The sequence below is a fragment of the Limnohabitans sp. Bal53 genome (assembly GCF_003063355.1).
GTDB lineage: Bacteria > Pseudomonadota > Gammaproteobacteria > Burkholderiales > Burkholderiaceae_C > Limnohabitans_A.
In genome coordinates this window covers 259,713-282,260 of sequence record NZ_NESH01000002.1, presented here as the reverse complement: position 1 = coordinate 282,260, position 22,548 = coordinate 259,713, and the positions used below count along the sequence as shown (strand labels likewise).

At 59.5% G+C, this 22,548-nt stretch carries 21 protein-coding genes and 2 tRNA genes; 11 read left to right on the top strand and 12 right to left on the bottom strand.

Translation table 11 applies throughout. From position 1 onward, the window contains the following. Positions 1 to 5 precede the first annotated feature (5 nt). From lpxD to rpsB, 9 genes are all read right to left on the bottom strand, one after another. Positions 6 to 983 carry a UDP-3-O-(3-hydroxymyristoyl)glucosamine N-acyltransferase gene (lpxD, locus tag B9Z50_RS06290; RefSeq protein WP_108362820.1) on the bottom strand — a complete coding sequence of 326 codons (978 nt, stop codon included), beginning with the start codon at positions 981 to 983 and terminating at the stop codon, positions 6 to 8. A 29-nt stretch (positions 984 to 1,012) separates the two neighbouring features. Next, entirely contained in the window at positions 1,013 to 1,504 is a 492-nt protein-coding gene (locus tag B9Z50_RS06285) for an OmpH family outer membrane protein (RefSeq protein WP_370463068.1), read from the bottom strand. Between the two features lie 26 nt (positions 1,505 to 1,530). After that, the gene (gene bamA / locus B9Z50_RS06280) at positions 1,531 to 3,843 is read right to left on the bottom strand and encodes an outer membrane protein assembly factor BamA (protein ID WP_108362818.1); all 2,313 of its coding nucleotides are present in this window, start codon (positions 3,841 to 3,843) and stop codon (positions 1,531 to 1,533) included. 211 nt (positions 3,844 to 4,054) lie between these two features. Further along, on the bottom strand, positions 4,055 to 5,248 hold the full coding sequence (gene ispC / locus B9Z50_RS06275) for a 1-deoxy-D-xylulose-5-phosphate reductoisomerase (RefSeq protein ID WP_108362817.1): 1,194 nt from the start codon (positions 5,246 to 5,248) through the stop codon (positions 4,055 to 4,057). Between the two features lie 16 nt (positions 5,249 to 5,264). Beyond that, positions 5,265 to 6,113 (bottom strand): phosphatidate cytidylyltransferase, encoded by an 849-nt coding sequence (locus tag B9Z50_RS06270; RefSeq protein ID WP_108363619.1) that lies wholly within the window; start codon positions 6,111 to 6,113, stop codon positions 5,265 to 5,267. 88 nt (positions 6,114 to 6,201) lie between these two features. Beyond that, positions 6,202 to 6,762 carry a ribosome recycling factor gene (gene frr / locus B9Z50_RS06265; protein WP_062405022.1) on the bottom strand — a complete coding sequence of 187 codons (561 nt, stop codon included), beginning with the start codon at positions 6,760 to 6,762 and terminating at the stop codon, positions 6,202 to 6,204. A gap of 24 nt (positions 6,763 to 6,786) precedes the next feature. Beyond that, complete coding sequence (pyrH, locus tag B9Z50_RS06260) at positions 6,787 to 7,509, bottom strand: UMP kinase (RefSeq protein WP_090139365.1); 723 nt, start codon at positions 7,507 to 7,509, stop codon at positions 6,787 to 6,789. Between the two features lie 59 nt (positions 7,510 to 7,568). Beyond that, positions 7,569 to 8,462: a translation elongation factor Ts gene (gene tsf / locus B9Z50_RS06255; protein ID WP_108362816.1), complete on the bottom strand. Its 894-nt coding sequence runs from the start codon at positions 8,460 to 8,462 to the stop codon at positions 7,569 to 7,571. 78 nt (positions 8,463 to 8,540) lie between these two features. Then, on the bottom strand, positions 8,541 to 9,290 hold the full coding sequence (rpsB, locus tag B9Z50_RS06250; protein WP_108362815.1) for a 30S ribosomal protein S2: 750 nt from the start codon (positions 9,288 to 9,290) through the stop codon (positions 8,541 to 8,543). 221 nt (positions 9,291 to 9,511) lie between these two features. On the opposite strand from rpsB, the gene B9Z50_RS06245 reads away from it, so the two are divergent. Together B9Z50_RS06245 and B9Z50_RS06240 are read left to right on the top strand one after the other, a co-directional pair. After that, positions 9,512 to 10,867, top strand: a complete 1,356-nt coding sequence (locus tag B9Z50_RS06245) for an amidase (RefSeq protein ID WP_108362814.1) — start codon at positions 9,512 to 9,514, stop codon at positions 10,865 to 10,867. Positions 10,868 to 10,871: 4 nt separating this feature from the next. Continuing rightward, complete coding sequence (locus B9Z50_RS06240) at positions 10,872 to 12,371, top strand: NAD(P)H-hydrate dehydratase (RefSeq protein WP_108362813.1); 1,500 nt, start codon at positions 10,872 to 10,874, stop codon at positions 12,369 to 12,371. 22 nt (positions 12,372 to 12,393) lie between these two features. On the opposite strand, the gene rnr is transcribed toward B9Z50_RS06240, so the two are convergent. Further along, the gene (rnr, locus tag B9Z50_RS06235; RefSeq protein ID WP_199221679.1) at positions 12,394 to 14,637 is read right to left on the bottom strand and encodes a ribonuclease R; all 2,244 of its coding nucleotides are present in this window, start codon (positions 14,635 to 14,637) and stop codon (positions 12,394 to 12,396) included. Between the two features lie 51 nt (positions 14,638 to 14,688). On the opposite strand from rnr, the gene B9Z50_RS06230 reads away from it, so the two are divergent. Both B9Z50_RS06230 and B9Z50_RS06225 read left to right on the top strand, forming a co-directional pair. After that, positions 14,689 to 14,773 (top strand) — tRNA-Leu (locus B9Z50_RS06230). 152 nt (positions 14,774 to 14,925) lie between these two features. Beyond that, positions 14,926 to 15,010: transfer RNA gene (locus B9Z50_RS06225), tRNA-Leu, on the top strand. Positions 15,011 to 15,181: 171 nt separating this feature from the next. Here B9Z50_RS06225 and rimO read toward each other — a convergent pair. Both rimO and phaR read right to left on the bottom strand, forming a co-directional pair. Further along, a complete protein-coding gene (rimO, locus tag B9Z50_RS06220; protein WP_108362811.1) occupies positions 15,182 to 16,591 on the bottom strand; it encodes a 30S ribosomal protein S12 methylthiotransferase RimO in 1,410 nt (469 codons plus the stop codon). Positions 16,592 to 16,648: 57 nt separating this feature from the next. Then, positions 16,649 to 17,239, bottom strand: a complete 591-nt coding sequence (gene phaR / locus B9Z50_RS06215; RefSeq protein WP_108362810.1) for a polyhydroxyalkanoate synthesis repressor PhaR — start codon at positions 17,237 to 17,239, stop codon at positions 16,649 to 16,651. 192 nt (positions 17,240 to 17,431) lie between these two features. Between phaR and B9Z50_RS06210 the strand changes: the two genes are divergently transcribed. The 7 genes from B9Z50_RS06210 to tolQ are packed head-to-tail and all read left to right on the top strand — an operon-like array spanning position 17,432 to position 22,539. Next, complete coding sequence (locus tag B9Z50_RS06210; RefSeq protein WP_108362809.1) at positions 17,432 to 18,070, top strand: riboflavin synthase; 639 nt, start codon at positions 17,432 to 17,434, stop codon at positions 18,068 to 18,070. Next, complete coding sequence (gene ribBA, locus B9Z50_RS06205) at positions 18,067 to 19,194, top strand: bifunctional 3,4-dihydroxy-2-butanone-4-phosphate synthase/GTP cyclohydrolase II (protein WP_108362808.1); 1,128 nt, start codon at positions 18,067 to 18,069, stop codon at positions 19,192 to 19,194. Before B9Z50_RS06210 ends, ribBA begins: the two co-directional genes overlap by 4 nt. A 2-nt stretch (positions 19,195 to 19,196) precedes the next feature. After that, the gene (ribH, locus tag B9Z50_RS06200) at positions 19,197 to 19,706 is read left to right on the top strand and encodes a 6,7-dimethyl-8-ribityllumazine synthase (RefSeq protein ID WP_108362807.1); all 510 of its coding nucleotides are present in this window, start codon (positions 19,197 to 19,199) and stop codon (positions 19,704 to 19,706) included. Next, positions 19,703 to 20,224, top strand: a complete 522-nt coding sequence (gene nusB, locus B9Z50_RS06195; protein ID WP_108362806.1) for a transcription antitermination factor NusB — start codon at positions 19,703 to 19,705, stop codon at positions 20,222 to 20,224. The genes ribH and nusB overlap by 4 nt, the downstream gene beginning before the upstream one ends. A gap of 10 nt (positions 20,225 to 20,234) precedes the next feature. After that, complete coding sequence (locus tag B9Z50_RS06190) at positions 20,235 to 21,422, top strand: pyridoxal phosphate-dependent aminotransferase (RefSeq protein WP_108362805.1); 1,188 nt, start codon at positions 20,235 to 20,237, stop codon at positions 21,420 to 21,422. Then, positions 21,419 to 21,838, top strand: a complete 420-nt coding sequence (gene ybgC / locus B9Z50_RS06185) for a tol-pal system-associated acyl-CoA thioesterase (RefSeq protein ID WP_108362804.1) — start codon at positions 21,419 to 21,421, stop codon at positions 21,836 to 21,838. Before B9Z50_RS06190 ends, ybgC begins: the two co-directional genes overlap by 4 nt. Then, the gene (gene tolQ / locus B9Z50_RS06180) at positions 21,835 to 22,539 is read left to right on the top strand and encodes a protein TolQ (RefSeq protein ID WP_108362803.1); all 705 of its coding nucleotides are present in this window, start codon (positions 21,835 to 21,837) and stop codon (positions 22,537 to 22,539) included. The genes ybgC and tolQ overlap by 4 nt, the downstream gene beginning before the upstream one ends. Positions 22,540 to 22,548 lie beyond the last annotated feature (9 nt).

Genomic DNA, 22,548 nt, shown 5'->3' with positions numbered 1-22,548 from the left:
GTTTCCTATTTCTTTTGAATCTCGCTCTCCAGCGCCTTGATGCGTTCACGCAAGCGGGAAAGTTGTTTGAGGCTGGCGGCGTTTTTTTCCCAGTTGGCATTGCTGTCCAACGGGAACATGCCGGTGTATTGCCCTGGCTGCAAAATGGACCGGGTCACCACAGAGGCTGCCGAAATGTGCACATGGTCTGCCAGCGTCAAATGACCCAGCACCACCGCTCCCCCCCCCACGGTGCAGTGGGCGCCAATGCGCGCACTGCCGGCCACACCCACACAGCCGGCCATGGCCGTGTGTGCACCAATGTGCACGTTGTGGCCAATCTGGATCAGATTGTCGAGCTTGACGCCGTTGTCGATGACGGTGTCTTCGAGCGCGCCGCGGTCGATGCAGGTGTTGGCCCCAATTTCCACATCGTCACCGATGCGCACTGCGCCCAGTTGTTCGATTTTTTCCCATTGGCCTTGGTGAGGAGCAAAACCAAAGCCGTCAGCACCCACCACGACCCCCGAATGCAGGATGCAACGCGCCCCGACCGAGCATCCCTCAGACAAGGTCACACGTGACTTGAGCACCGAGCCAGCGCCGACCCGGGCACCACGCTCGATCACGCACAAAGGACCTATCACCGCGTCTTCGGCCACCCAAGCATCCGGGTCAATGACCGCGGTGGGGTGGATGCGAGGGCCGTGAGAGGTTTGTTGCGTCTGCTTCCACAATCGGGTCAGCCGCGCAAAATACAAGTACGGGTCGTCGGTCACGATGACGGAGCGCCCCTGACTGGCCAGCGCTTCAAAAGCGGGCGCCACGATCACACAACCGGCCTGACTCGCCGCGAGTTGGTTTTGGTATTTGGGGTGGCTTAGAAAACTGATCTGATCGGACCGTGCAGATTGCAATGGGGCCAAACCGGCTATCACCCAAGCGGGGTCACCGCATAAAAGACCGCCGAGCCGATCAACGAGTGTGGCAAGCGTCAAAGACACTGGATAAAGACCCGTCACATCAGACGGAATTATTTGGCCGTCGAGGCATTGAGCGCCTTGATGACCTTTTCTGTGATGTCGTGCTTGGGATTGATGTAAACCGCTTCCTGGAAAATCACGTCGTATTTTTCAGATTCAGCCACTTGCTTGACCGCACGGTTGGCACGCTCAACCACAGTTTGCTGCTCTTCATTTTTGCGGGCATTGAGGTCTTCTTGGAACTCGCGGCGCTTGCGTTGGAATTCGCGATCTTGATCGATCAGCTGCTTTTGGCGAGCAGTGCGCTGTGACTCGGCCAATGTGGGGGCTTCGCGCTCGAACTTTTCTGAGGCTTGCTTGAGGTTGTTGCCGGTTTCCACCAACTCTTTTTCCCTGCGCGAGAACTCTTGCTCCAATTTGACCTGCGCTTGCTTGGCGATCGCCGCCTCGCGGAAGATACGCTCTGTGTTGACGAAACCCATTTTGAAATCCTGGGCATGGGCTAAACCAGTCACACAGGCCGCAGCAGCCAGAACGGCCATGGAGATTTTTTGACGAAGCGTGTTCATTAGAAAGAGGATCCGATTTGGAATTGAAGTCGCTGGATTTTATCTTCTGTCTGCTTACGTATCGGCACGGCATAGGAAAAACGCAAAGGCCCCATGGGTGAAATCCAGCTCAAACCGATGCCTGCAGAAGCGCGTAAATCATCCACTGAGACATTTTCATCCTCTCCAAAAGCACGGCCAATATCGGTGAAGCCGAATAACCTGAGGGTCCTGTCATTGCCAGCACCGGGAAATGGCATGATCAACTCAGAATTAAAGACCAGTTTTTTGGGGCCCCCAAGGTAAATAGGCGTAGGGTTTAACTCACTGGGGGGTGGCCCCAAAGTTGACTGCTCGAAACCACGGACACTGCCCAAACCACCCACAAAAAAGTTCTTAAACAAAGGATAAGGTTGACCCTTCAAACCTTGGCCCCAACCCAGGTCGGTATTAAAAGCCAACGTGTATTTTTTACTCAGCGGGTAGTACTGCTGAAATTGGTAACTGGCGCGCGCGTAGCGCACATCGCCAGCCAGGCTCACATCAGCGTTAAATCGTTGCAAACTTCCCCGGGTGGGCACGAGGGCGCTGTCACGCCCGTCGCGGGCCCAACCCAAGGTCAAAGGCAAAGCTGAGCTAGTCCTCCCGAACTCATTGGCGTAATCACGGTACTCGTTAGGTAAACCCGTGCCCTCACTGATTTCGGTTTGCTCAACATTGATGCCCATGAAAACTGTGTCTGTTTCCGTCACGGGAACACCAAAGCGCAAACCCGCGCCCGAATTGATTAGGCTGTAGGCATCTAAATCACCCAAATAAGGACGAGTGGTCCGATGAAATACATCCAGGGTCCGGGAAACGCCATTTTTCGTGAAGTACGGATCGGTGGTACTCAGCACCAGATTGCGGTTGAACTTGCTGGTGTTGACCTCTACAGCCAAATAATGGCCCGAACCAAAAGCGTTTTCTTGGCGAATGCCGAAGCTCAAAGCCACTTTTTCGGCAGAAGAAAAACCCGCGCCCAAAGAAATACTTCCGGTTGGCTTTTCGGCCACCGTGAACAACAAATCCACCTGGTCGGGTGCACCGGGCACCTCCAGTGTTTCAACATTCACTTGGGTGAAATAACCCAGGCGGTCAACCCGATCGCGTGACAAACGTATTTTGTCACCGTCATACCAGGCCGCCTCCAGTTGGCGGAATTCTCGGCGAATGACTTCATCTCGGGTACGGTCATTGCCCGCCACCTGAATGCGGCGCACATAAGCACGGCGAGAAGGCTGCGCTTGAAGTACGAACTGAACCAAGTTGTTGCGCCTGTCGATTTCGGGCTTGGCCTCCACGCGGGCAAAAGCAAAACCAAATTTGCCAAAGTAATCGGTGAAAGCCTTGGTGGTTTCGGCCACCGTCTCAGCGCTGTAGGGCTTGCCCACAGCGATCTTGACCAGTGCCTTGAACTCGTCATCACGGTCCAAGTAATTGCCCTCCAGCTTGACGCCAGAGATCACAAAACGTTCACCTTCAGTGACGTTGATGGTGATGGACATGTCCTGCTTGTTCGGTGACATGGCCACCTGCGTGGAATCGATCCGGAATTCCAAGAATCCACGCGCCAGATAAAAGGAGCGCAGCGCTTCCAGATCGGCATTCAACTTGGTTCGGGAATAACGGTCGGACTTGGTGTACCAACTCATCCAACCGCCTGTATCCAGATTGAATTGATCACGCAAAGTGTCGTCGCTGAAAGCCTTGTTCCCCACAATGTCGATCTGAGCGATTTTGGCTGGACCGCCCTCGGTGATGGTGAATGTCAAATTCACACGGTTGCGATCGATGGGCGTGGCGGTGGACACCACCTCCGCGCCATAAAGACTGCGGCTGATGTACTGACGCTTGAGTTCTTGCTCGGCCTTATCTGCCAAAGCCTTGTCAAAGGGCCGCCCTTCGGACAGTCCCACATCTTTCAAGGCCTTGGTCAAAACATCCTTGTCAAATTCCTTCAGGCCAATGAACTCAACCGAGGCCACCGAGGGGCGCTCTTGCACCACCACCACCAAGACATCGCCTTGGGTTTCTAGGCGCACATCCTTGAACAACCCCAGGGCAAATAAGGAACGAATAATGGCAGCGCCCTTGTCATCCGTGTACTGATCACCCACACGCAAAGACAAAGATGCGAACACAGTGCCAGGTTCAATACGCTGCAAACCCTCAACACGAATGTCTCGCACTGTGAAAGGATCAACCGCCCAAGCAGGCAAGCTGAGCATGGCGCAAGCCAAAGCCTTCAAGGCAGATGGCAGGATTTGGGCGCGGACATCAAAGAGATTCATGGTGCAATCGTTGAAAAATCAAAGCCATTTCAGAAACGAAAAGAAGGCTTTTAAAACCGGACATCTGCAAACTGACAGGGACCGGCAAAGCCGGATGCCCGGCAGTCTTCGAAGTTTTGACCACACTCACGGGGCAAGTCAAATCAAGCAAAACATAATACATCAGGACCAAGCAGCGGCCACCCTAACAAGAATGGCCGCGGTGGAATTTTCATGCCAAACGAGTCAGGTTGCGCTCGGCCTCTTGGCGACTGCGCGCATCGAGGGCCAGCAGGTCGTCCAGACACTCGGGCGGGGTGCACTGCAAGCTGTCCAGGGTGGCACGGTTGAGTTCATGGATCTGGTCAAATCGGATGCGTTTGTTCAAAAAAGCCTCTACGGCCACTTCGTTGGCCGCATTCAATATGGCGCAGCTGCCTGGCGCACCGCGCAAAGTTTCCCAAGCCAGACGCAAGCCAGGAAAACGCAGCACATGCTCGGGCTCATCCATGGCCTCGAAAGTCATGGCGGCCAGGGCGTGAAAGTCCAGCGCTGCCGCGCCCGATTCGATGCGCTCAGGCCAGCTCAGACCATAGGCGATGGGCACACGCATGTCAGGCGTGCCCAACTGCGCCACCACCGAATGGTCGCGGTACTGCACCATGGAATGGATAACGCTTTGCGGGTGAATGACCACCTCCAACTGATCGGGCGAGAGGCCAAACAAGTAACGCGCCTCAATCACCTCCAAAGCCTTGTTCATCATGGTGGCCGAGTCCACCGAAATTTTGCGGCCCATGACCCAGTTGGGGTGTGCACAGGCCTGCTCGGGCGTCACATCCCGCAATGTGCGTGGGTCACGTGTGCGAAACGGGCCGCCAGAGGCTGTCAAGATGATCTTTTGAACGCGCCGTTGCCAGCTCGATGCGTCCTCGGGCAAGGACTGAAAAATCGCCGAATGCTCACTGTCGATGGGCAGCAGCAGCGCCCCACCCTCGCGCACGGCCCGCAAGAAAACGTCGCCGCCCACCACCAGGGCCTCTTTGTTGGCCAGCATCAAGCGCTTGCCCGCACGCGCAGCCGCGATGCAGGGTGACAAACCGGCCGCACCCACGATAGCTGCCATGACGGCATCCACCTGCGGGGCCGAGGCCACCTCGTCCAAGGCCGCAGCACCCCAGCGCACCTGAACGGGCAGACCTTCCGCCTTCACCCTATCGGCCAATTGCCGGCCAGCCGACTCCTGCACCATCACGGCCACTTCGGGTTTGAAACGGGCACACTGGGCCAACATCAGGTCCACCTGGCTGGAGGCCGTCAGGGCATGGATGCGGTATTGCGCAGGATGGCGACTGAGCACATCAAGTGTGCTGGTGCCAATGGAGCCGGTAGAGCCCAAAATCGTGATGCACTGTTGTTTGTTCATGCCAGAGGTCTCCACATCAAATCCAGGCCACGAGCATCATGGCCAAGGGCAAAGTCGGCAGCAAGGCGTCCACGCGGTCGAGCACGCCGCCGTGGCCAGGCAATAGGCCCGAGCTGTCTTTCAGGCCCGCGCTCCGTTTGACCAAAGACTCCACCAAATCGCCCACCACACTCATGGCCGACATGAACATCAATGCCGGAACGGCTAACCCTGCGCCTCGTGCCCACACAAGGGTGTAAAAACTGGGTGTGATCGGATTGAGTGATCGGTCAAAGACTGTCCAAGCCCAAGACACCAAGAAGACCCCCAACATGCCGCCGAAGACGCCTTCCCAACTCTTGCCCGGACTGATGGCTGGGGCCAATTTGAAGGAAAAGAACCGGCCACCTAAGGCTCGGCCAAAGAAATAGGCAAACACATCGGCCGCCCAAACCAGAACCAGTACAGACAGAAGAAAGTTAACGCCTCTTTGGTGGGCTTGTACCAAAGCCAGCCAAGCCAGGGCCAGCAAAAACAAGCCCGCATACCACCGCACAAGACGCGGCCAAAGCGCCCAAGCGGACACACCGCGCTGGATCATCCAAGCACCCAACAGGACCCAAATGGCCCCGGCCATCAACCACAACTGGGGCGGGGTCGATTGCAGCCAACCCGACAAAATGGACAGGGCACAAGCGACGAGACACCCCAACGCCCCCATCCATGCTTGAACCCGTCCAACACCGTTGAGCCGCCCCCACTCCCAAGCACCCGCAGTGATCATGACCAAGGTCAGCACCATGAAGGGCCAGGGATGGACCGCAAACAAAGCGGGCAACAGCAAAGCCAGCAGGACCAGAGCGGTGATGACGCGTTGTTTGAGCACGGTTTCTCCAAAAAAAGGCCGCCAAGTAAAAGGGCCGCCAATTGGGCGGCCCGTCAGGCCGTGATGAGCCACGGCGCCCCATTCAAACTCAAACCGCCATGATCTCTTGTTCTTTGGCAGCCACCAACTGATCAATCTCGGTCATGCGTTTGTCGGTCAGTTTCTGGACATCGGCCTCGGCACGCTTTTGATCGTCCTCAGACGCTTCCTTGTCCTTGACCAGTTTCTTCACCGATTCGTTGGCATCACGGCGCAAATTGCGAATGGCGATCTTGCCGTTTTCGCCTTCGGTGCGGGCCAGCTTGGTCATTTCCTTGCGGCGCTCTTCGCTCATGGGAGGCATAGGCACACGGATCAAATCACCCATGGAAGCAGGGTTCAGACCCAATTCGCTTTCGCGGATGGCTTTTTCAATCTTGGCACCCATGCCTTTTTCCCAGGGCTGCACGCTGATGGTGCGCGAGTCCATCAAAGACACGTTGGCCACTTGAGACAAAGGCACCATGGAGCCGTAGTAATCGACATGGATGGTGTCGAGCAAGGCCGGATTGGCACGCCCGGTGCGAATCTTGGTCAGGTTGTTTTTGAAAGCCGCAATGGATTGCTCCATTTTGGTTTCGGTTGTTTTCTTGATGTCTGCAATGGTCATGGGGTTCTCCTCGTCAGAACGGGCTCAAGCATAAACCAAGGTGCCTTCGTCCTCACCCAGCACCACGCGCTTCAAAGCGCCGTTCTTGATGATCGAAAACACCTTGATGGGTAGTTTCTGGTCGCGGCACAAGGCAAAAGCCGTGGCATCCATGATGCCCAAATTGCGCGAAATGGCCTCGTCGAAGCTGATTTCACTGTAACGCGTGGCCAAGGGGTCTTTTTTCGGATCGGCGGTGTAGACACCATCGACCTTGGTGGCCTTGAGCACCATCTCGGCACCGATCTCGGCACCGCGCAAAGCAGCGGCCGTGTCGGTCGTGAAAAATGGATTGCCTGTGCCCGCCGCGAACACCACGACCTTGCCCTCTTCGAGGTACTGCAAGGCCTTGGGACGCACATAAGGCTCCACCACTTGGTCGATACCGATGGCCGACATGACACGCGCCGTCAGGCCCGCCTTGTCCAAAGCGTCGGCCAAAGCCAAGGAGTTCATCACCGTGGCCAGCATGCCCATGTAATCGGCTGTGGCACGGTCCATGCCCACAGCCCCTCCGGCCACACCGCGGAAGATGTTGCCGCCACCAATGACCACCGCCACCTGCACGCCCAGACGATTGATCTCAGCGATCTCTTCGGCCATGCGCACGATGGTGGCGCGGTTGATGCCAAAGGCATCGTCGCCCATCAAAGCCTCGCCGGACAGCTTGAGCAAAATGCGCTTAAAGGCTGGCTTGGCTGAAGACATGAGGGGCTCCTTGGGGTTCAATGTGGACAATGGGTTGGCAAATCAGCAGGGGCGTGAACTCAGGCTGCGTTTTGGGCAGCAGCCACTTGGGCGGCCACTTCGGCAGCGAAGTCGTCGACCTTCTTCTCAATGCCTTCGCCGACCACGTACAAAGTGAATGCGCTCACGGTGGTGCCAGCGGCCTTGAGCATCTGCTCGACGGTCTGCTTGTCGTTCTTGACGAAGGATTGGTTGAACAATGACACTTCTTTAAGGTACTTCTGCACCGAACCCTCGACCATTTTGGTGGCGATGTCAGCAGGCTTGCCGGACTCAGCAGCCTTGGCCGCAGCAACCGAGCGCTCCTTTTCGATCAACTCAGCAGGCACTTCGGCGCTGGTCAAAGACACAGGCTTCATGGCAGCCACGTGCATGGCGACGTCTTTGGCAGCAGTTTCGTCACCTTCGTACTCGACCAACACACCGATGCGGGTGCCGTGCAAGTAGTTGGCAATCTTGGCTGCGCCAGCAGCGCGCTTGAAGCGGCGGAAGCTCATGTTCTCGCCGATCTTGCCGATCAGGCCCTTGCGCACTTCTTCCAGGGTGGGGCCGAAGCCGTCTTGGCTGTAAGGCAACTCGCCCAAAGCGGCGATGTCGGCAGGGTTGTGCTCAGCCACCAACTTGGCAGCGGCGTTGGCCAAAGCCAGGAAGCTGTCGTTCTTGGTCACGAAGTCGGTTTCGCAGTTCACTTCGATCATGGCGCCTGTCGTGCCGTTCACGAAGCTGGTCACCACGCCTTCGGCGGTCACGCGTGAAGCGGCTTTGCCAGCTTTGGTGCCCAGCTTGACGCGCAGCAGCTCTTCAGCTTTTGCCATATCGCCTTCGGCTTCGGTCAGGGCTTTTTTGCACTCCATCATGGGGGCGTCGGTTTTTGCGCGCAGTTCAGCGACCATGCTTGCGGTAATTGCAGCCATTTGATTTCTCCGTATTCAGTCTAAAAGTCAGATTAAAAAAAAGGGGCCACAAAGCCCCTTTCATCGAGTGTTGGGAACTCAGGCAGAAGCGTTGGCTTCTTCGACGAATTCGTCGGCGCCTTCGGTCACGGCCTTGACCACGTCGTTGACCGCATTGGCACGGCCTTCGATGATCGCATCAGCGATGCCACGGGCGTACAAAGCCACGGCCTTGGCCGAGTCGTCGTTGCCGGGGATGATGTAGTCGATGCCTTCGGGCGAGTGGTTGGAGTCCACCACACCAATCAATGGGATGCCCAGTTTCTTGGCTTCCGAGATCGCAATCTTGTGGTAACCCACGTCGATCACAAAAATCGCATCTGGCAATGCGGCCATGTCCTGGATACCGCCGATGTCTTTCTCGAGCTTTTCCATCTCGCGCTTGAACATCAACTGTTCTTTTTTGCTCAGGCTGTCGAGGCCGACTTCTTGCTGAGCTTTCATGTCCTTCAGACGCTTGATCGAGGTCTTGACGGTCTTGAAGTTGGTCAGCATGCCGCCCAACCAGCGCTGGTCGACGAAAGGAACACCAGCGCGCTGGGCTTCGGCAGCCACCAGCTCACGGGCTTGGCGTTTGGTGCCGACCATCAAGATGGTGCCGCGGTTGGCAGACAACTGCTTGGCGAACTTGATCGCATCCTGGAACATCGGCAGCGATTTTTCCAGGTTGATGATGTGGATTTTGTTGCGGTGGCCGAAGATGAACGGGGCCATCTTGGGGTTCCAGAAGCGGGTTTGGTGACCAAAGTGGACACCGGCTTCCAGCATTTCGCGCATGGTAACGGACATAAAAATACTCCAAAGGTTGGGTCTAAAATCCTGTCCACCGATCGCGAACAGCCTAGAAGAAACTGTGCGCAACACCTTGACGGGACGGATTCGCGGATGAACTTCGCTGAGGTTGAGAACTGTTTGGCGTGATGTTGAACATGACACTCAAAAAACAGCACCCGCGCTCTGCAAAGCCTTAGGATTATAGCATCCTGACCCACCCGAAAGTGCCCTTCTCCATGAAAACTGACCTGATCGCCACCCGGCAAGCCATCCGGGCTGGGTCTACAACGCCCCAAGCCGCTGCTGAAGCTTGTTTGGCTGTGGCGCAAAGTACGAACTGCAAGCATGCCTTCATGCAACTCACACCCGAGGCACTGCGGCGCGCAGCCAGTCAGCCCCACGCGGCCCAAAGCCTGCTTGCGGGCCTTGCGGTATCTGTCAAAGACTTGTTTGACGTTCAAGGGCAGATCACCCAGGCCGGCTCGGTCGTCTTGAAAGACCAGCCCCCAGCCACAGCGGACTGTCTGGCTGTTGCGCGATTGCGGACAGCAGGCGCAGGCCTGATTGGGCGCACCAACATGGTCGAATTTGCCTTTTCTGGCGTAGGCACCAACCCCCACCACGGCACACCTGCCGCCTGGGACGGGCTTTACGACCATGCCGTTGGCAACCCAGGACAGCCCCATGTACCCGGCGGCTCCAGTTCGGGCGCGGCCGTGTCAGTGGCCACGGGCGCCGCTTTTATCGGCCTGGGCTCGGACACGGGCGGCTCCATCCGGGTGCCCGCGGCGCTGAACGGCATCGTGGGCTTCAAAAACACCGCCCGCCTGGTGCCCACACAAGGTGCACTGCCCCTGTCCACCACGCTCGACACCGTCTGCGCCATGACGCGCAGCGTGCGTGACGCGATTTTGACGCACGAGGTGCTGTCGGCCAGACCAGTTCCCCTAGGGCAGCGGCCGTTGTCCGGCTACCGCCTGGCGGTGGTCAAGAGCTTGATGCAGGACGGCATGGACACACGCGTGTCACGGGCTTTTGAGCGCAGCCTGAACACGCTGCGCGCTGCCGGGGCGCGCATCGACGAGATCAACCTGAGCGAGTTGAACGAACTGGCCCCGATGATGAGCACCGGTGGCTTCAGCCCAGCCGAGGGTTTTACCTGGCACCGCGAATGGCTGGAGCGGGACAGCGCCCGTTATGACCCCCGCGTGCTGCAGCGCTTGATGCGCGGCTCGGGCATGAAAGCCCACGAATACATGGATTTGGTGCAAGCGCGAAGGGACTGGATTCGCCGCGTGGAAGCCGCATTGGTCGGTTACGACGCCGTGCTCTCCCCCACCACCCCCATCAGCGCCCCCCAAATCAGCGATGTGGCGCCGGGGGCCGAGCGCGATGCAGAGTTTTTCCGGGTCAACGGCCTGCTGCTGCGCAACACCAGCGCCGTGAACACACTCGACGGCTGCGGCATCTCCTTGCCCTGCCATGCGCCGAGCGAGCTTCCGGTGGGCTTGATGGCATGGCACGCAGCCATGCACGACGACACCATTTTGCAGCTGGCCTTGCTGCTCGAACCCTTGCTGCAACAGCACTGACACCATGCACATCCTGAGCCGCTCAATCGCCTGGCCTATCCTCGGTGCAGCGCAAGTGCGGCAGCTTGAACCTGCGCTGCAGGCCCTCAGCCCCACGCCTTTGATGCAAAGCGCGGGGATGGCTTGCGCCCGACTGGCCCTGGCTGTGGCGCCGCATGCCCGGCGCATCTGGGTCGCGGCAGGCCCAGGCAACAACGGCGGCGACGGTCTGGAGGCCGCTTTTCACCTGCACCAATGGGGCAAAGAGGTGGTGGTCAGCCTCGTGGCCTCAAGCGGACCCACCCCGGCAGATGCCCAAGCGGCCTTGCAACGGGCGCAGCAGGCGGGCGTGCGCATCCAGCCGGACATGCCTAAAGAGTGGCTTGCGGAGCTGGACGCGCAGGACCTGTGCATTGACGCGTTGCTGGGCATCGGTGCAAAGTGCCCCTTGAGCTCCGGTTTGCGGGCCTGCGTGCAGGCCATGCAAAACGGCCAAGCGCCCGTGCTGGCCATCGACGTGCCCACCGGGCTGAACCCGCAATCGGGCCAGTGGCTGGGCGGCGACAGCGCAGCCGCCATGGCCGTGCATGCCGATCACACCCTGTGCCTCATCGCGATACAAGCCGGTCTGCTCATGGGGCATGGGCGCGACGCCACCGGTCAAATTTGGCTCGAGGACCTGGGCTTTCGCCCCAGCCAGCACAGCGTCCCACCACTGGCCTGGCTCAACCTGGGTTACATGGCACCCATCAAACCCCACGCCAGCCACAAAGGCAGCCATGGTGATGTGGCGGTGATCGGTGGCGAAGGCATGGCCACTCACGGCATGGGCATGACTGGCGCGGCCATTTTGGCGGCCACAGCCGCCTTGCACGCGGGTGCGGGGCGTGTCATTTTGAGCCTGCTGCCCGGCCAAGCCGGTGACAACGTGCCGCCGGATGTGATGCAACGCGAATTCAAGATGCTGGAGCTTGAAAAACTCCATGTGGTGTGCGGCTGCGGTGGCGGCACCGCTGTGCAAGCACTTTTGCCCGAGGTGCTGCAGCGCAGTAGCTGCCTGGTGCTGGACGCCGATGGCCTCAATGCCGTGGCGCAAAACAGCGCACTGCAAGACGCGCTGCGCCAGCGGGCTGCGCACTCGGGAACACAAGCCACCGTCATCACGCCCCACCCGCTGGAAGCGGCCAGACTGCTGGGTTGCAATACGGCCCAGGTGCAAAACGACCGAATCAAAGCGGCGCAACAACTGGCCGAACGCTTCCAATGCAGCGTGGTCCTGAAAGGTTCGGGCACCGTGATCGCCGCGCCTGGACAAACGCCGCGCATCAACATCACGGGCAATGGCCGACTGGCCATCGGCGGCACAGGCGATGTGCTGGCGGGACTGGTGGGCGCTCGCATGGCGCAAGAATTGAGTTCATTCGATGCAGCCTGCGCGGCGGTGGCCCAACACGGCCAAGTGGCCGATGACTGGCCGCCAGGCGAGGCACTCACCGCCAGCCGACTGGCAAGGCGGCTGGCCTAAGCAGCGACTGACATGAATGGCCTCAGCGCCGAGGCTTGGTGGTCCTCGGGCCTTTTTTCTTAGCGGCCGCTTTTTTCACCGAAGCTTTGAGGGCCTGGATGGGTGAGCGATTGCGCTCGGCATCGGCCATGCGGCGATCTTGAGCGCCGCGCTTCTTCTCGCGCCCACCTTCCGCAGGCGCTGACACGCCTTTGTCGCGCAGGGCTCGCGGCACCAAATCGTCGCCAGCAGTCACCAAGCGGAAGTCGATCTTGCGCCCGTCCAAGTCCACACGGCTGACCTGCACCTGCACCCGGCTGCCAATGGCATAACGGATACCCGTGCGCTCGCCGCGCAACTCTTGGCGCAACTCGTCAAAGCGGAAATACTCGCCGCCCAGCTCGGTGATGTGCACCAACCCCTCAACATACAAAGTGTCCAAGGTCACAAAGATGCCGAAGCTCGTGGCCGCAGACACCACACCGCTGTATTCCTCACCCAAATGCTCACGCATGTACTTGCACTTGAGCCAGGCCTCCACATCGCGACTGGCCTCGTCGGCACGGCGCTCGTTGGCGCTGCAATGCAGGCCCGCAGCTTCCCATGCGCGTTGGTCCGCCGCCGACATGCGCACCCGTGGCGCCGACGGCTCGGGCGCGTCGCCCTTGGCCGCACGGCTTTTCTCCAACCGTTTGCTCAGCTTGGCATGCGCTTCACCCGGCACAGGCAAGCTGGGCAGCGTGTATTTGCGGTCCAACAAAATCGCCTTGATGACCCGGTGCACCAGCAAATCCGGGTAGCGCCGGATCGGGCTGGTGAAGTGGGTGTAGGCCTCGTAGGCCAAACCAAAGTGACCGCTGTTGACCGGTGTGTAAATGGCCTGCTGCATCGAGCGCAACAGCATGGTGTGGATCTGCTGCGCGTCCGGGCGGTCTTTGGTCGCGAGCGCGATTTTCTGAAACTCGCTGGTCTGCGGCTCGTCGCTGATGCCCATGCCCAAACCGAGGGCCTTGAGGTAATTGCGCAGGATGTCTTTTTTCTCAGCCGTGGGGCCTTCGTGCACCCGGAACAAGCCGGGGTGCTTGCCCTGTTGGATGAAGTCCGCGCTGCAGACGTTGGCCGCCAGCATGGCTTCTTCAATCAAACGGTGCGCTTCGTTGCGCACACGCGGCACGATCTTCTCAATACGGCCGCTCTCGTCGCAAACGATTTGCGTCTCGGTGGTTTCAAAGTCCACCGCACCGCGCACCGCACGCGAAGCCAGCAACGCCTTGTAGACGTCCTGCAAGTTCATCAGGTCGGTCACACGCGCCTTGCGCTTGGCCGCTTCTGGCCCACGGGTGTTGGCCAAAATGGCCGCGACTTCGGTGTAGGTAAAGCGCGCATGGCTGTGCATCACCGCCGGGTAAAACTGGTAGGCGTGCACATCGCCTTTGGCATTGACCAGCATGTCACACACCATGCACAAACGGTCCACGTCGGGGTTGAGCGAGCACAGGCCGTTGGACAATTTTTCGGGCAGCATGGGAATCACGCGGCGCGGAAAATACACGCTGGTGGCGCGGTCGTAAGCATCGATGTCAATGGCGCTACCCGTCTGCACGTAGTGGCTCACATCAGCAATCGCCACCAACAAACGCCAGCCTTTGCCCCGGCCCACTTTGGCTGGCTCGCAATACACGGCGTCGTCAAAGTCGCGGGCGTCTTCACCGTCGATCGTGACCAAGGGCACATCGCGCAAATCCACCCGGTCCTTGCGGTCCTTGGCGAGGACCTTATCGGGCAAGCCTTTGGCCTGCTCCAGACAGCCTGCAGAGAACTCATGCGGCACGCTGTATTTGCGCACCGCAATCTCGATCTCCATGCCCGGATCGTCGATCTCACCCAACACTTCTTTCACGCGGCCCACAGGTTGACCGAACAAGGCGGGCGGCTCGGTCAACTCGACCACCACCACCTGGCCCGGCTTGGCCGTGCCCGTGGCGCCTTTGGGAATCATCACGTCTTGGCCGTAGCGTTTGTCTTCGGGTGCCACAAGCCACAAGCCGCCCTCTTGGAGCAAGCGACCGATGATGGGTTGCTCGGGGCGCTCAACGATCTCAACAATGCGGCCTTCTGGCCGTCCCTTGCGGTCCTGTCGCACGATGCGCACCTTGACGCGGTCTTTGTGCAACACGGCACGCATTTCGTTGGGAGAAAGATAGATATCCGACTCGCCATCTTCGCGAATCAGAAAGCCATGACCGTCGCGGTGACCTTGCACCTGACCTTCGATTTCGTCCAGCATCCCGCTGGTTGGAGCTACTTTTTTAATATACAATCCTTGGATTCCTGAGATGCCCAGATGGCGGAATTGGTAGACGCACTAGTTTCAGGTACTAGCGAGTAACATCGTGGAGGTTCGAGTCCTCTTCTGGGCACCATCTTAAACAAACAAAAACCTGAAAAAGCCGATGACCTCAAGTCATCGGCTTTTTTTTGACCTGCATGGCAGCCTTCAGAAATTTTTGTACTTTTATCATGCCTCACCTGAAGATGCGCACCCATTGACCTATAATCAGAGGCTTCCTGAGATGCCCAGATGGCGGAATTGGTAGACGCACTAGTTTCAGGTACTAGCGAGTAACATCGTGGAGGTTCGAGTCCTCTTCTGGGCACCAAATTGATCGCACAAGATGCGTTAAAAAAACACCAAGCCGTTGATTTCTGATCAACGGCTTTTTTGTTGTCTGAAAAACGAGGCTTGAATTGAAAGCTGAGTGGATTCAAACCGTACCGCACGTGACGCAGCCAAGCCGACCGACAGCGGGCGGGCAGCGCAACGCACCCACTCAAACCGGCACCCCCACCAAATCGTGGCCTTCCACGCTGACAATGCGGGCGCGGGTGAATTCACCCACTTTGAGGGTTTTGCTGATCTTCTCGGGTGGCAGCAAACGCACCACACCATCGATCTCGGGCGCATCACCAAAGCTGCGCCCCACCCCACCGCGTCGGCCCATGGCCGGAGCACTGTCCACCAGCACCTGCATGGTGGCGCCCACACGTTGGTGCAGGCGGGCAATCGACACTTCCTCGGCCACAGCCATGAATCGGGCGCGGCGCTCTTCGCGCAGAGCCTCAGGGAGCATGCCGGGCAAATCGTTGGCCGTTGCGCCCTTAACCGGACTGTAGGCAAAACACCCTGCGCGGTCGATTTGCGCCTCGCGCAAAAAGCCCAGCAGGTGCTCAAACTCTTCCTCGGTCTCGCCTGGGAAACCGGCAATGAAGGTGCTGCGGATCACCAACTCGGGGCACAACTCGCGCCAGCGCTGGATGCGCTCCAAGTTTTTTTCGCCGCTGGCCGGGCGCTTCATACGCCGCAGCACATCGGGGTGGCTGTGCTGAAACGGCACATCCAGATATGGCAAAACCAGGCCTTCAGCCATCAAGGGAATGATGTCGTCCACGCTCGGATACGGGTAGACATAGTGCAAACGAACCCAAGCACCGTGCTCGCGAGCCATCTCGCCCAAGGTCTGCACCAATTCCAGCATTCGGGTCTTGACCGGTTTGCCGTCCCAAAATCCCGTGCGGTATTTCACATCCACGCCGTAGGCCGAAGTGTCCTGGCTGATCACCAGCAACTCTTTCACGCCGCCTTCAAACAAGGCCTTGGCTTCTTTGAGCACATCGCCAATCGGGCGCGAAACCAGGTCGCCCCGCATGGACGGGATGATGCAAAAGGTGCAGCGGTGGTTGCAGCCTTCGCTGATTTTCAAATACGCGTAGTGGCGTGGCGTGAGCTTGAGACCCGCTTCGCCAAAGCCACCGGGTACCAAATCCAAAAACGGGTCATGGGGTTTGGGCAGGTGCGTGTGCACCGCGTCCATCACCTCTTGGGTGGCATGTGGCCCGGTCACGGCCAACACACTGGGATGCATTTCACGCACCATATTGCCACCACCCTCGCCTGTTTTAGCACCCAGGCAACCGGTCACGATCACTTTGCCGTTCTCGTTCAGGGCTTCGGCAATCGTGTCCAGGCTCTCCTGGATGGCTTCGTCAATGAAGCCACAGGTGTTGACGATGACGAGGTCAGCGCCCTCAAAAGTCTTGGAGGTCTGGTAGCCCTCGGCGCTCAGCTGGGTGAGGATCAACTCAGAATCGGTCAGCGCTTTGGGACAACCCAAACTGACGAAACCCACTTTGGGGGCGGACTGGCTGGCGGGCAAGGGGGCGGTAGCGGTCATTTCACTCATCCCCGCATTGTCCCCGCAAAAACGACCGGCTTGTGACAAAAGGGCATGCAATGCCTATCAAGTTCTCAAACCCATGACCCCCAAGAGCTGCTCTGCGTTCTTCTGGATCTGCTTTTGCATCTGATCCTGCATTTGCGTCATCACGTTTTGCGAGGGGTTGGCCAGACCAGAAAACATGTTGTGCATCAAAGGCGTTTGCCACTGCATGAACTGCGACCACACTTCAGGGCTCAGGGCCGGACTGGACTCGCCCAGCTTGCTTTGCCAGTCCATAAATGACTGGACATGGCTCTCCAAATAAGAGCCCATGTGGCCCTGCATCGCGTGCCCATAAAAACGGATGATGTTGGACAGCACCGCCTCGCTGAACATAGGCACGCCCGCAGACTCCTCTTCCAAAATGATCTGCAGCAAGATGGAGCGCGTCAGGTCCTCGCCGGTTTTGGCGTCCAGCACCACCATGGGCGACGCCACCATGACCAGTTTTTTGATCTCGGCCAAGGTCACGTAAGAGGAGGTTTGTGTGTCGTACAAGCGCCGGTTCGGGTATTTCTTGATCGTGCGCACGGCTACGGGCAAAGACTGACGGGCTGAGGGCTCGGCTGGGGACGACTTGGCTGGGGACTTGGCTTGGGATTTGGCCGGCAAGGAAAACTCCTGATGGGGCACTGCATTTGAAAAATCTGCTGCAATGCAACATTCTAGGCACTCGCCATGTGCCTTGGTGCCTTGGTGCCTTGGTTTACCCTGAGCCCGAAAGTTGGTTTGGCTTCAAACTTGAGCCCTTTTTTGTTGCCAACCGTCCCGATTCACCCTCTTTACCTGCGAAAATAGACAGCTATGTTCACCGGAATCATCACCGGCGTGGGGCGAATCGTCGCCACCCACGACCTGGGTCGCTCTTTACACCACGGCAAGCGCCTCACCATTGAGGCCCCCGCCGGGTACCTTGACGATGTGGGCCTTGGCGACAGCATCGCCCTCAACGGCGCATGCATGACCGTCACCACCTTCAACCCCGAGAGCCGTCAGTTCACCATCGACATCTCAGCCGAATCGCTGGACAAAACCAGCGGCTTGGACCAGCAAGGCAGCGTCAACCTCGAAAAAGCACTGCGAGCCCATGACCGCTTGGGCGGGCACATCGTGTCCGGCCACGTGGACGGGGTGGGCCAAATCAGCCATTTCGAGCAGATCGGTGAAAGCTGGGAGTTGCGCATCCTGGCCCCGCTCGCCCTGGCCAAATACCTGGCCTACAAAGGCTCGATCACCGTCAACGGCGTGAGCCTGACTGTGAACAAAGTGGCCGATTTGGCGAATGGCTGCGAGATCAGCATCAACCTGATCCCCCACACTGTGGACAACACCGCCCTCGGCAGCCTCCAAGCGGGCAGCCGGGTCAACCTCGAAATCGACACCGTGGCCCGCTATGTTGAGCGCATGCTCAGCGCCGGCCTGATCCAGAAAGACCCCGCATGAACGCCCCAGCGCAACTGACCCCCGTGGCGATCTCGCCCGTCGAAGAGATCGTGGCCGAGATGAAGGCCGGTCGCATCGTGATCTTGGTCGACGAAGAAGACCGCGAAAACGAAGGCGACCTGGTGTTGGCGTCCGATCACGTCACGCCCGAAGCCATCAACTTCATGGCCCGCTTTGGTCGGGGCCTGATTTGCCTGACCCTCACCCGCGAACGCTGCGAATTCTTGAAGCTGCCGCCCATGGCGGCGCGCAACGGCACCGTCTACAGCACCGCGTTTACCGTGTCGATTGAAGCCGCCGAAGGTGTGACCACCGGCATCTCGGCCGCTGACCGTGCCCGCACGGTGCAAGCGGCTGTGGCCAAGACCAGCCAGCCCACCGACCTGGTGCAACCTGGTCACATCTTCCCGCTGCAAGCGGTGGACGGCGGCGTGCTCATGCGCGCTGGCCACACCGAAGCCGGTTGTGACCTGGCCGCGATGGCCGGCTGCAGCCCATCTTCGGTGATCTGCGAGATCATGAAGGACGACGGCACCATGGCGCGCCTGCCGGACTTGCAAATCTTCGCGGCCGAGCACGGCCTGAAAATCGGCACCATTGCCGACCTGATCGAGCACCGTAGCCGCAACGAATCACTGGTGGAACGCATTGGCAGCCGCCCACTGCAAACTGCGCATGGCGAGTTCACCGCCCATGCCTTCCGAGACCAAACCAACCAAAGCGTGCACCTGGCCTTGGTCAAGGGCGAATGGATGCCTGAGACCGAGGTGGCGGTCCGCGTGCACGAGCCACTTTCGGTGCTCGACGCCCTCGAAGTCAACCGTGCCATGCACTCTTGGGGTCTGGACGCCAGCCTGAGCTACATCAACGGCCAAGGCTGTGGCGTGGCCGTGCTGCTCAACTGTGGCGAGTCAGCAGACCAATTGCTGGCCCAGTTTGAAGGCCGCGCCCGCTCAGCCCAAGCGCCCGAACGCGGCAAGATGGACCTGCGCACCTACGGCGTGGGCGCCCAAATTTTGCGCGAATGCGGCGTGCACAAAATGCGCCTCATGGGGCAACCGCGCCGCATGCCCAGCATGACCGGCTACGGCCTCGAAATCACCGCTTACATCCCGAAGGAATAAACATGCAAGGCGCCAACCAAGGCCAGGCCGAAGAACTCGACGGCCAATTTCTGCACATCGGCATCGTGCAAGCCCGCTTCAACGAAGACATCACCAACGCCCTGGCCAAAGCCTGCATCGAAGAACTCGAAGCCTTGGGCGTGACCAGCATCGACCACGTCATGGTGCCCGGCGCTCTGGAAGTGCCCGTGGCCCTGCAGGCCATGGCCGAGCGGGCCGAGTACGACGCACTGATTGCGCTGGGCTGCATCATCCGCGGCGAGACCTACCACTTTGAGCTGGTGGCCAACGAATCCGGCGCAGGTGTCAGCCGCGTGGCACTGGACTACAACTTGCCCATCGCCAACGCGATCTTGACCACCGAAAACCTCGAGCAAGCCATTGCCCGCCAAACCGACAAAGGGCGCGACGCGGCCCGCGTGGCGGTTGAAATGGCCTGCATCATGGACGACCTGTCGGCCGACATGGCCGAGCTGGCCGATGACCTGGACGACGAAGAGACCACCCAATGACCGAAGACACCTCCACAACGGGCACGTCAGACGCAGGCCAAAAGCCCGCAACAGGCACACGCAAATCTTCGGCCAAACCCGCCCGCAGCCGCTCGCGTGAATTCGCCCTTCAGGCGCTGTACCAGCACCTGGTGGGCCGCAACGAAGCGGCCGACATCGACGTTTTCACCCGCGACCTCTCGGGCTTTCACAAAGCCGACTCGGCCCACTATGACGCCCTGCTTTACGGCTGCGTAGAGCAAGCCCAGGCCTTGGACGCCCTGATCGCACCCAAACTGGACCGCAGTTTTGCCGAAATCTCGCCCGTTGAGCGCGCCATCATGTGGATCGGTGTCTATGAGATGCAGCACTGCCTGGACGTGCCTTGGCGCGTGGTGCTCAACGAATGCATCGAGCTGGCCAAGGACTTTGGCGGCACCGACGGTCACAAATACGTGAACGCGGTGCTGAACGGACTGGCCCCCGAACTGCGCAGCGCTGAAGTGCAAGCCGACCGCCAGTCCGGCCGCGCCAAATAAGCCAGACACCATGCGCATCTCTGAGCGAGCCGAGCGGATCGAGCCCTTTTGGGTGATGGAAGTGGCCAAAGCCGCTTCGCAAAAAGCCCGCGAGGTCGCACACACCGACCGGCCTGTGGTGTTTCTGAACATCGGTGAGCCCGACTTCACCGCCCCACCCCGCGTGCAAGCGGCTGCACAGGCTGTTGTCGCATCTGGTCAAACCCAATACACCCCGGCCCTGGGCTTGGACGCCCTGCGCCAAGCCATCAGCAGCTGGTACGCGCAGCGCTTTGGCGTGCAGGTGCCCGCCAGCCGCATCGTGGTCACCGCGGGTGCGTCGGCGGCTTTGCAACTGGCCTGCTTGGCGCTGATTGACCGGGGCGATGAAATCCTCATGCCCGACCCGAGTTACCCCTGCAACCGCCACTTTGTGAGCGCAGCAGAAGGCACAGCGATCATGCTGCCCACCACAGCCGATGAGCGTTTTCAACTCAGCGCCGCCAAGGTGGCCGCCGCTTGGGGCCCGAAAACCCGTGGCGTCTTGCTGGCCTCCCCGTCCAACCCCACAGGCGCCTCCATCGACCCAGCCGAGCTGGCCCGTATCCTTGAAGTGGTTCGCCATCACGGCGGCATCACGCTGATCGACGAAATTTACCTGGGCCTGAGCCACGACGACCAGTTCGGCCAAAGCGCCCTGACCCTGGGCGACGATGTCATCAGCATCAACAGCTTCAGCAAATACTTCAACATGACAGGCTGGCGCTTAGGCTGGCTGGTGGTGCCTGAGCAACTCACGCCCGTGCTTGAGCGCCTGGCGCAAAACCTGTTCATCTGTGCCAGCACGGTGGCGCAACAGGCGGCCCTGGCCTGCTTTGAGCCCGAAAGCCTGGCCGAATACGAACGCCGCCGTGCCGAGTTCAAAGCGCGGCGCGACTACTTCATCCCGGCACTGAACGCGCTGGGCCTCACGGTGCCTGTCGCCCCCGATGGCGCGTTTTACGCCTGGGCCGATTGCAGCGCCGCCTGCCAAAAGCTGGGCCTCCAAGACAGTTGGGACTTCGCCTTTGCCGCGCTGGAAAACGCCCATGTGGCCATCACCCCCGGGCGAGACTTTGGCACCGACCAGACGGCCCGATTTGTGCGTTTTTCCACCGCCAACTCGATGGCCGAATTGCAGACCGCCATCGCTCGCCTGAAAGCCTGGTTGCAGCCATGAACAGCACCAGCGTTTTCGAACACCCCATCCGCATCTATTGGGAAGACACCGACGCGGGCGGCATCGTGTTTTATGCCAACTACCTCAAGTTTTTTGAGCGGGCCCGCACAGAGTGGCTGCGCGCCTTGGGTTTTGGCCAGCAGGTGCTGCGCGACCAATCGGGCGGCATGTTTGTCGTGTCTGAAACCGCCGTCAAATACCACTCGCCCGCCCGTTTGGACGACACCTTGGTCGTCACTGCACAGCTTCAAACGGGCGGCAAAGCCAGCCTGACCATTGCCCAGCGCGCCGTCCTGCGTACCCCCGGCCATGCTGACCGACTCCTGGCCGAAGGCACAATTCGCCTGGGTTGGGTCGACAGCCACACCTTGAAACCTGGCCGCATCCCGGCCCCTGTTCTGGAAGCCCTGAAATGAACCAAGACATGTCCATCGTCTCGCTGCTCTTGCACGCCAGTTTCGTCGTGCAACTGGTGGTGCTGATTTTGCTCGGCATCTCGGTGTCCAGCTGGGCAGCCATCGTGCGCAAGATCACCGCCATCAAACGCATCAAAAACCTCAACGAAGAGTTTGAGCGCGTGTTTTGGTCGGGCACCAGCCTCAACGAGCTGTTCAATGCCGCTAGCCAAAACGCCAAACTCTCCGGCCCGATGGAGCGTATTTTTGCCAGCGGCATGCGCGAGTATCAAAAACTGCGCGAGCGCCGCATCACCGACGCAGGCACCTTGCTCGACGGCGCACGCCGCGCGATGCGGGCCAGCTTCCAGCGCGAAATGGATGTGGCTGAATCCCAACTGGCCTTCCTCGCGTCGGTCGGCTCGATCTCGCCTTATGTGGGTTTGTTTGGCACGGTGTGGGGCATCATGCACGCCTTCACCGGGCTGGCCAGCTTGCAGCAAGTGACACTGGCGGTCGTAGCGCCCGGCATCGCCGAAGCACTGGTCGCCACCGCCATTGGCCTGTTTGCCGCCATTCCTGCGGTGCTCGCTTACAACCGCTTCTCGCACGACGTGGACCGCATCGCCATCAAGCTGGAAACCTTCATCGAAGAGTTCTCCAACATCTTGCAACGCAGCCTGGGCTCAGCCAGCGCTGGCAGTTCGGCTTCTGGCCACTGAAAGGACCAC